Annotated in this window: 9 protein-coding genes; 4 read left to right on the top strand and 5 right to left on the bottom strand. The window is 51.8% G+C overall.

The features are described from left to right. Positions 1–209: 209 nt before the first annotated feature. A complete protein-coding gene (locus ACR0LH_RS21370) occupies positions 210–509 on the bottom strand; it encodes a hypothetical protein (protein ID WP_170418729.1) in 300 nt (99 codons plus the stop codon). Positions 510–1,079: 570 nt separating this feature from the next. On the opposite strand from ACR0LH_RS21370, the gene ACR0LH_RS21365 reads away from it, so the two are divergent. Both ACR0LH_RS21365 and ACR0LH_RS21360 read left to right on the top strand, forming a co-directional pair. Next, the gene (locus ACR0LH_RS21365; protein ID WP_480722393.1) at positions 1,080–1,595 is read left to right on the top strand and encodes a DUF805 domain-containing protein; all 516 of its coding nucleotides are present in this window, start codon (positions 1,080–1,082) and stop codon (positions 1,593–1,595) included. Between the two features lie 73 nt (positions 1,596–1,668). Next, entirely contained in the window at positions 1,669–2,439 is a 771-nt protein-coding gene (locus ACR0LH_RS21360; protein WP_171126705.1) for a hypothetical protein, read from the top strand. A gap of 349 nt (positions 2,440–2,788) precedes the next feature. Here the strand turns inward: ACR0LH_RS21360 and ACR0LH_RS21355 are convergent, their stop codons facing one another. Next, positions 2,789–3,748 (bottom strand): alpha/beta fold hydrolase, encoded by a 960-nt coding sequence (locus ACR0LH_RS21355; protein ID WP_480577106.1) that lies wholly within the window; start codon positions 3,746–3,748, stop codon positions 2,789–2,791. Positions 3,749–3,956: 208 nt separating this feature from the next. On the opposite strand from ACR0LH_RS21355, the gene ACR0LH_RS21350 reads away from it, so the two are divergent. Then, the gene (locus tag ACR0LH_RS21350; RefSeq protein ID WP_170458410.1) at positions 3,957–4,820 is read left to right on the top strand and encodes an alpha/beta hydrolase; all 864 of its coding nucleotides are present in this window, start codon (positions 3,957–3,959) and stop codon (positions 4,818–4,820) included. A gap of 172 nt (positions 4,821–4,992) precedes the next feature. Here ACR0LH_RS21350 and ACR0LH_RS21345 read toward each other — a convergent pair whose 3' ends face one another. The 3 genes from ACR0LH_RS21345 to ACR0LH_RS21335 form a co-directional block, all read right to left on the bottom strand. After that, positions 4,993–6,042, bottom strand: a complete 1,050-nt coding sequence (locus ACR0LH_RS21345) for a GFA family protein (protein ID WP_170458412.1) — start codon at positions 6,040–6,042, stop codon at positions 4,993–4,995. Positions 6,043–6,264: 222 nt separating this feature from the next. After that, on the bottom strand, positions 6,265–7,065 hold the full coding sequence (locus ACR0LH_RS21340) for a glutathione S-transferase family protein (RefSeq protein ID WP_480722392.1): 801 nt from the start codon (positions 7,063–7,065) through the stop codon (positions 6,265–6,267). 4 nt (positions 7,066–7,069) lie between these two features. Continuing rightward, positions 7,070–7,513: a cupin domain-containing protein gene (locus ACR0LH_RS21335; protein ID WP_480722390.1), complete on the bottom strand. Its 444-nt coding sequence runs from the start codon at positions 7,511–7,513 to the stop codon at positions 7,070–7,072. Between the two features lie 142 nt (positions 7,514–7,655). Between ACR0LH_RS21335 and ACR0LH_RS21330 the strand changes: the two genes are divergently transcribed. Next, complete coding sequence (locus tag ACR0LH_RS21330; RefSeq protein ID WP_480722389.1) at positions 7,656–8,558, top strand: LysR family transcriptional regulator; 903 nt, start codon at positions 7,656–7,658, stop codon at positions 8,556–8,558. Positions 8,559–8,977 lie beyond the last annotated feature (419 nt).

The raw sequence follows: 8,977 nt of genomic DNA, 5'->3' as shown, positions 1-8,977 counted from the left end.
GTATCCAAGGTAGTCCCAACGGCAGCAGGAACACTCCGGACAAAGGGTCTCGTTCCTGTCCCAACCAGCCAAATGTGCCCGTCAAGAATGCAACCAACGCCAACAGGTACATGACCGCGAATACGATGATGGTGGTTCTACAAACCAAGTCGAGCCTCAGCAGATCAAGCCAGTGCTGCGCAGCCGTTTTCAGCTACGCAGCAGACAGGTCACAATGCGCCTTCGTCACCCAGGAACTCGATACCAGCTGTCGTGCCATCACTGTAAGCAATGCAGTTCCAAGGAGCGCGATCCTCGCCAACGCCGACTGTGACCTGTGTTCCCGCCTCGCTAAACGCGGATGAGAGCACCACGACTTGTGAATTGTTCGTTGTGCTGGCTACATCTCGCAAACACGCTTGCTGAGCCGGCGTGAGTTCGGCGGACGCGCTTGATGTACTCGTATCGTCGCAGGCCGCAAGCAGTGCGAAACATGTCGTGCCTGCAATCATCACCATCTTGTTAGACATTTTCTTCTCCCTCTGGTTCCCTTGAAATTAGTGAAATTGGATGGGCTTGTTTGAAGTTCTCGCGTCAGAGCGGGCTATGGAACATACTTCGACCCTGTGATTTCCCTTTCCAACAACTTGTCGCGGGGGGCTTGGCGGGCAGAGCGATTTTACTTTGCCTACCGAGACCGCCGACGACGTGTGAAAGCTGAATGACGACACTGGCAAAAGCTCGAGCGAATTCTGGAAATAGGGCGAGTACGTTTAGTCTGAGCATCGCGTCCTCCCAGCACTCAATCATTGTAAAGTGCCTTCCGACCGCCAGCACTCACTCCAGCAGTCGGAAGGGCTCGGCACAGCGAGCAGCAACGACAACAACGGAGGTAAAATAAAGTTGTGTCGAATTCGCATGTTTGAATCTAATTTTTAATAAATCAATATTTTTTCCGCGCGTAAAATTCTTTACGCTCTCGTGCGATAGGCCGCTGCTTTCAAACAAAAAGGTAGGTGGGAGAACTCAAAGGCGCGGTTGCGTTCTCCCGAGCGGCGAAGCGATTTGACGCCGCATAGAAACCAAGAAAGGATTGAAAAATGGGATTTGGTGAAGCCGTTAAAACGTGTTTCTCGAAATACTTCCAGTTCTCCGGGCGGGCTATACGGTCAGAATACTGGTGGTTCTTCTTGTTTGTGGTTCTCGTGAGTGCCTTTTTAGCTGTGTTGGATTCGATCATATTCGGGACCAACCCCGAAACAGGGCAAGGATCTCAGGTTCTGTCCTCTGTTTTCCAACTGGCCGTTCTCATACCTATGCTGGCCGCCGGTTGGCGGAGGCTGCATGATACAGGACGACCTGGCTGGTATTTGCTGCTGCCGATGGCGCTCAGCATTACAACGCTTTTTGTTATGCTGGGTGGGGTGGCGTTCTTTTCGGTATTGGAGCAAGGGACGGATAACCCCGATGCATTGCGAGGACCCGCGGCCGTCCTGGGCGTAACCGGTATTGTTGTTGTCTCAATTCTTCAATTGGTTCTGTCCATCCTGATGATCTGGTGGCTGACGCGCCCTTCGGAAGAAGGCGCAAACGAATACGGCACACCTGTTTCCTGACCTGGTTGCCCAGGTAACGGGCCGGAATCTCTGCTGAACGACAGTACGAACCACAACACCATGGAGAGAGAAAATGAGTTTCCAAACGATTTCCATTGGAACACTGATGATGGCAATGGCGACCACAGCATCAGCGGAGTGGTCGTTCAACTCCGGGCCTAATCCCAATGCATTTATTCAGACCGGAAACATGACGCTGGAACTTCAGTGTAACCGTATCCGCTTTGCTCCGGCTGGATACGAGGACAGCCAGGACATTGCGGACAAGCAGGGGCTTTCCATTCGTTTCTTGAAGAACGGCACCACCGAAGTTGGCGCATTTCAGGTTGGCGCAGAGAACGCTGACGTGCAGATCGTCGACAATTATCCTGTCGAGGTCAGTTTCAATAGTCAGCAGGATTATGGTTTTGTGCTGGACCAGCTTGCGGCCAATGCATCGGTTAATTTGTCGATGATTGATCAAGATGTCAGTTACGGAATCTTTGACTTGAAGGGTTCCAGCTCGGCAATCCAGTCCCTTCGTTCCGCCTGCGAGTCAGATATTAACCAGGGGGCCTCCTACGAAGCGCCCGAAGGCATTGTCTATTGTGGTGGCGGGGCGATAGAGCGCGTGATCGAACCCGTAATTTTGGACAATCCAGAGGGGGAGTGGGACGCGCGAGTAACGGTCAACGGCGAGTCGATCAGAGCCATGACTGCCTACAGTTACTTCGGAAATTCTGAGCCGCCGACCGGATTTGTCGTAGCCCTACTTGGGGAAGACAGGTCCGAGTTTCTGATTTTTAACGAAGGCTCGGCAAACTGGCTGGAATACGGGGACTACAGGTATGATCAGTGCAATTGATACCGCCTTCCAACCGGCTTCCCAATTGGCAAGCTACTTGAAACGTTTGGTATCTGCGATCCTGCTTGGTTCGGGCCTGGTTTGGACCTCACCAGTTGTCGCGGCTGGCATTCCTGATTGACGACACCAGTTGTAGACCAGCGGCAAGTCATAGCAAGCATGCAACATGTGGAAACATATTTTTTGCCGCTGGAAGAATGCCCAATTTGGTCTGCGAACAGTCGTTGAAGTGAATAGCGGCGAGCGGCAATCGAACCTTCGCGGCGCTCGGCGTGAACGATTGCTCTGCGGACAAAGCTACCATTGCCACGTTAGATCAGATTAATAGGTTTGCAGTTTCATGCTCTAATCAGAACAGATGCCCATACGTGCGAATTGCATGCTGTCTGTTTTGCAGTTCAAGTTTTGCGTAGATTTTACTTGTGTGGTTTCGAACGGTTTTTTCACTCATTTGAAGACTTCTAGCAATTTCTTTACCACTCATTGCTTGGCAGATGAGTCTCAGCACGTCCTGCTCGCGCTTTGTCAAATCGTCAAAGTCCGTCGTTTGACCGGAAAATGTAAATTCAAGCAAGCTCTTGGAAAAAGCGCGCCAGGCAGATTCATCGCGTTGGATAATGTGATTTTTTCCCTCTAAAGCAGACATTGTCGCTCCGGGAATATTCTGAGCGAGACGTTGTCCTTCTTCAAACGGAATAACCTGATCGTTCCTTGAATGGATCACCAGTGTTGGAACTGAAACCTTTGGCAATAGACTTTCAACATTAACGTCAGCGCGCGCCATAAGCAGGTCGGCCCCTGTCTCAGGCAAAACGGTCTTTTGGCAAAGTTCTGTAAACCAAGAGCGTTGTTCGGACGGCGCACCAGGAAGAAATCTTGATGTAAATACATCTTGAAACGCTGGGTTGTCATTCTCCCAACCCAGGCGAAATACATCGATAACAGTCTTGTAGTTTTTGGCGGCAACCGATCCGCGGTGGTTGCTGCCCCTTGCATAGCCTCCAACGAGTATCATCCCGGCGACTCTGCCGGGATGCCTCAGCGAATACGCGATAGAAGTCGCAGCGCCCTGAGAAACACCCAGAAGATAGAATGGTTCATTTATTTCAGCGGCGTCGATTACAGCTTCGAGATCATCAACCCAGTAATCAATACTCAGATTCTCAACTCGCTTGTCAGATAATCCGCAGCCTCGCTCATCATATCGAACAAGGGTGAATTGACTTTCTAACATTTCGATCCAGTGAGACCAAATTGGACTGTCGAGATCATAACTGAGATGCGTAAGCCAATTAGCCGCCTTTACCATGGGCAGGCCGTTTCCGGATTTGCTCCACGCCAGCGACGTACCATCGCTTGAGGAAGTGTATCTAACGGTTCGCATGTCCTTTTTTAGTCAATTTGGGGCAAATGTCCCAACAATTTCCCGTCGTTTTGAGTCTAGCCGGGACATGTGTCCGATAGGTTGAAGGACAGATGAGTGACACCATTGTGAAATTCAGATTGGAGGTCATCACATGAATAAACAATTTGACGCATCACTACACGCTTCGCCGTCCCGGTCCCAAATTTCGCCCGCTCCCTGCGTGGGGCTACATTGTTCCGGTGCTGACGGAAGCCAGTGGCGCACTCTGTTTGCCCGGATGAGCGATGAAACCAAAACAATAGCGCCCGACCTAATTGGAACCCTGTCTCGGGGTCATAAAATCCCCGACGGGCCGTTCACATTGGAACACGAAGCTGCTTCGATCATCACTGAGATTGAGAAGCTTGGCAGACCCGCTCACTTGATTGGACACTCGTATGGAGGAGCGCTGGCGTTGCACATTGCCAGAGCTCGACCCGACCTTGTTCGATCACTTTGTCTCTATGAACCAACTTTGTTCAGCCTACTGAAAGCCGGAAACGCGGCTGACGGTTCATTGTATTCCGAGATTGTAAGCCTCACAAACGCAATACGAACTGGCATAGAAGAGGGATGCGAAGAGTTTAGCGCACAGGTTTTTACTGATTTTTGGGGAGGACTTGGCTCTTGGCAAGCCCTGAGCCGTGAACGCAGGTGCGCTATGATTAATTGGGTTCACAAAGCCCCAAGCGATTTCGATGCGCTTCTGAATGAACCTGATCCAGAAAATATTTTTCATGAAGGAATTCCCTCTACGATCATGCTCGGATCGGAGACTCATGCGCACACGAAGCGCATCGCAGAAATTCTGGCAACCCAAGGTAAGCTTGCTGAGCTAAAGGTTCTGAAAGGTGCCGGCCATTTGGGGCCCTTTACCTTCAAGGAAAGTTTCGAGATGGAGGTGCTGTCGCATATTAGAACTGTTGACCGCCGCGACATGGCTTCAATGGACATCAAGCCGATCAGTAGATCATGAGCCGGGGACACTGGAAATCTAGAAAAGGCGACCGACCGATCTGGACTCCGAGCGGTCGGTCGCTGTGCAGCCTCGCTAACGTCTTATGGGCGCCCGCATTGGGCTCGATGTTGTCATTTTCTCAAACGCTAGGAATGTTCTCTTTGCGGATAAAGCAGAAATCGCTCGATCACTAAAACACTACAGGCGGCTTAGCCAAAGGTCCCCAAGTTTCAGGGTCTGGTAGACCGACACTTGACCATGCTTCTTGCAAAACTCTAGAGTCCGAAGACCTTGTGCGAGGTAAGTCATCCAAAATATCAAACCATGGCATTTTGCTTTCTATTCCAGAGTGGACCGAAGGAGCAAAGTTTTCTGGTTGGTCGAGGCTCGAAGTATGCAGGACCAGATAGGCCGTTTCTCGTGGCTTCACGAGCTTATAAGTTAGACTTGCCCCGCATCTGGCACAAAAGCCACGATTTGCTATCGGCGTAGTTGCGAAGTATCGAGGTTCCTCGGTGAGAAATCGAACAGCAGAAGCGGGAAAGGCCGCCCATGCATTAACTGCTGAACCAGAAAATTTTCTGCAACAACTACAATGGCAATACCCTGTGCTTATGGCGGGTGCGTTTATTTCATACCGGACCAACCCACAGATGCAGCCACCTGTCACTAAGGTTTTGGCCAATTCATCTTCATCAAAATCCAGAAAACCCCCTTCCTCTCCGGGTTCTGAAACGGTCATGTAGACATGTATTGGAGTATCAGTGCTCTTGAGTCTTTTGTGACCGCAATCCGCCAGCGGAAGATCTATCTTGCCCGCTATTTGCGCCATTACTTCTCCTGAAACCGCGATTCCACCTGGTTCCGCTATTGCCTCAAGCCGTGCGGCAGTATTTACGCCGTCTCCGAGAATATCGTCGCCGTGTACAACGACATCACCGAGCGAAACTCCGACTCGTAAAATGAGTGGGTCGTCACTGTTAGATTGGCGTGCTTCGCGCGCACACGCTCTTTGAATATTGATTGCACAATTGACCGCTTCAAAGACACTCGAGAACTCAGCCAAAAACCCATCGCCAGTAGACTTAAAAACACGACCCCGGTTTGCTTCCACCTGCATGCCGATGATTTCACGTTCTAGTCGAACCAACTTAGCTAATGTTCCGCTTTCATCGCGTGATACCAATCCTGCGAAACCGACTATATCGGTGGCCAGAATGGCCGCTAATTTGCGTTCCATCTCCGTTGCTCCGAGCTAATAATCTCCAAATGGTGCCTGCTTACTTTAGCATAAAATCGGTCGCAGCGAGCCACGGTAGCTGAGGTGTTATTTCCAGTTTTGAAAGATCCTTCAGTGCTGCGATCAGCCAATCATACTTGCTGCGGAGAACGGCAACACGAGTCCAATTTGTTCGATGCCGCACAGCGCACAAATGTCCGGTGTTGACTATTTGCTCCATGGTCAGGCGACAAGGCCTAGCTCTTTGTCGGTAGCTGTCGCTGCATACTTTTCCCTTGGGGGCATGGGTCTCGATTGCCAAGGCGGTTCGAAGGTGAAACTTGAAACGCTGCGACCGTTAGGCAGGGCACCGTTTCCGGCCCCGAGCGCGTAGTCGTAGTAAAGCTTGACGATCTCTTCTTCGGTCACCTGCGCTGTTTCTGGATGCGCCATGCATGCATCACGCCACACTCGTACCCGGTCATAATCTTTGCCAACGGGTAGTTTGAACCCTTCGTAGTAGTCAAGGAACCAAAACCGCTTGAACATCGGGGTAAAAACAGCCTCTGCCAAACCGAAGTTCTCGAACAGGAATGGGCCAGTCGGATTATGATGAGCTAAGAAATCATCAAGGTCTCGATAGAGCGCGAGGAGTTTATTCAAATGCTCATCTCGGCGCGCCTGATCCTGATTCATGACAAAGAGATAGCCTGCCATTGTAAAGGGTCCTTCGCGGGCGACCAGCATCGACTCAATGGCGTGCTCGGCAGGATCACTGCGGCGCAATGGTGCCCCTGGCAGCGCCTCATCAAGATAGCGCAGGATCACGAGGCTTTCTTTTAATATGCGGCCGTCGCTGGTTTCCAGCACGGGCAAGGCTGTCGTACCTCGGGTCTTGGCTAGCAATTCGGGATCGCGCGGCTTGGTGATGTCTACTACACGAAATTCCACGGCATCCGTCAGTCCGCGCAGCGCCAGTAGGATTTCCAGTCGCTGCGAGAAGGGACAGACGGGGATATGATAGACGATGTGTTTCCCAGTCATGGTATCAATCCAATGGTGGGCCAGTGAAGGTCATGTTGTGCCGCTTGGCGCTCTCTTCGATAGCAGGCATGTCCTCGGGAATACGGCACTGACCGGCTGCCATGTCGGCAAAGAAGCCTTCGAATCCGCCGGGCGTCAGGATCACGAGATGGCGGCAAGGTTCGTCGTCTGTCACCTTGAAGGTATGTTCCTTGCCTCGTGGGATGAATACGCTTTCGCCGGCCCCTGCGGTGAACTCCTCGCCTTCTAGCCAGAACCTGCATGTTCCGGTGAGAATTACGAAGGTTTCGTCTTCGTTTTGATGCACGTGGCGTGGAGGGCCGCTACCCGCAGGGGACCAGCTGTCCACAATAGACATAGTGCCACCCGTCTGTTCTGAGCCGAGGATGGTTTTGTATTTTACGCCGAGCCATTCGATGGCTCCGTCGATTTGGGCCAGGTCCTTCATCGCTTCTCTCCATTTGCATTGGATTGAAACGAAAGCGCTTCCGTTGACAGAATCCTATCCGAAGGCCAACCTATCAGGCAAACCGCAATATCTAATATAGGATATCGGCTAGGTGAATTTCGCTACACTGGACCTCAACCTTTTGCGCGTGCTGGACGCCCTCTTTAGCGAAGGCTCAACCGTCAAGGCGGCCGACAAGCTCGCCATGTCGCAATCCGCAGTCTCTGGTGCATTGTCACGTCTTCGTCATGCCTTGGACGACCCCCTTTTTGTCCGGCAGGGAAACCGTTTGGTTGCGACTGATTATGCAGCGAGGATTGAATCCGGTTTGCGCGAAGAACTCGAACGTCTTGAGGCTTTGCTAGCTCCGCCAGCTACCTTTGATCCGCGAACCGCTGAAGGCACTTTCCGGATCGCCGCCAGCGATTTTTTCGCGGAACTCCTGATGCCACCTTTGGGTGATCGCCTGCAAAAGTCAGCGCCCAATCTACGAGCGCAGCTGGTTGATCTGGTTCCGAATGACTATGTGGCCAGTCTTGAGCGACGCAACGCTGACATTGCGCTGATCCCGGATTTGCTCCTGCCGGACTGGGTCAATCGGGAGCCGCTTTTCCATTCGCCGTTCCACGTGATAGCTCGCAAGGGAAATCCAAAGCTTGAGGGGCTTCAGGAAGGGACACAAATGCACATGGATACGTTCTGTGCGCTCCACCATGTCTTGTTCTCCCCCGAAGGGAACTTGGCCGCGATGGGCGATGCTGCCCTAAACCGCGTCGGAAAACAGCGACAAGTTGCTATGACAGTGCCCGTCTTCAGTGGCGTTTGCCGCGCGGTTAGCGAAAGCGACCTCATCGCGCTTGTACCCGCTCAGCTCGCAAGGAAAGTGGCCAAGACATTCGAACTGAAGGTGTTCGAACCTCCGATGCACATTGAACCAGCGTTGATCATCGGCATCTGGCACAAGCGTTCCGACAACGCCCCGATGGCGGCTTGGATGCGTAGCCAAGTCTTCGAATTGATGAAGGCGTTGGACTTAGACAGTTAGTCAAACTGTCCTAAGCAGCGCCTTTCGGACAGAAGCAAGTTGATGTTTCGAATAACTGAATCGAAATAGATTCCATCAGCCAATGCAGACATTCGCTCAGCCGCAGCGAACACACGTTTTGCCCGCTTATCGAAAATTGCAAAGACTGGTTGAAAAGGTCCGTTTTGGGCCGCTGTTTGACAAACGAACAAACCGCAGAGGATGCATTGAGCGAACAGCGTCGGCGTTGTTTCTGCGTGTCGGTTTGTAGGCCGCAGATCTAAAATCGCTGGACAGAGTCAGAGCTGCTGGTGACTGTAGAAACCACGTTCAGCGGTGGAGATATTTTGTGGAACATATTGCACAAATGAACATGGGGTACTTGCTACACCCTCCAGGCGATCCCCGTATTGCAGGGTTCGAGGACAACTCGGATCGTC

Source organism: Ruegeria sp. CL6, from assembly GCF_056536465.1.
Note: the sequence above shows the minus strand (reverse complement) of the source record. Positions and strands in the feature narration are given on the sequence as shown.

Bases quoted from the DNA above. Each gene is read 5' to 3' on its own strand.
- ACR0LH_RS21370 (WP_170418729.1), bottom strand. From the start codon at position 509: ATGTCTAACAAGATGGTGATGATTGCAGGCACGACATGTTTCGCACTG.
- ACR0LH_RS21365 (WP_480722393.1), top strand. From the start codon at position 1,080: ATGGGATTTGGTGAAGCCGTTAAAACGTGTTTCTCGAAATACTTCCAG.
- ACR0LH_RS21360 (WP_171126705.1), top strand. From the start codon at position 1,669: ATGAGTTTCCAAACGATTTCCATTGGAACACTGATGATGGCAATGGCG.
- ACR0LH_RS21355 (WP_480577106.1), bottom strand. From the start codon at position 3,748: ATGGTAAAGGCGGCTAATTGGCTTACGCATCTCAGTTATGATCTCGAC.
- ACR0LH_RS21350 (WP_170458410.1), top strand. From the start codon at position 3,957: ATGAATAAACAATTTGACGCATCACTACACGCTTCGCCGTCCCGGTCC.
- ACR0LH_RS21345 (WP_170458412.1), bottom strand. From the start codon at position 6,042: ATGGAACGCAAATTAGCGGCCATTCTGGCCACCGATATAGTCGGTTTC.
- ACR0LH_RS21340 (WP_480722392.1), bottom strand. From the start codon at position 7,065: ATGACTGGGAAACACATCGTCTATCATATCCCCGTCTGTCCCTTCTCG.
- ACR0LH_RS21335 (WP_480722390.1), bottom strand. From the start codon at position 7,513: ATGAAGGACCTGGCCCAAATCGACGGAGCCATCGAATGGCTCGGCGTA.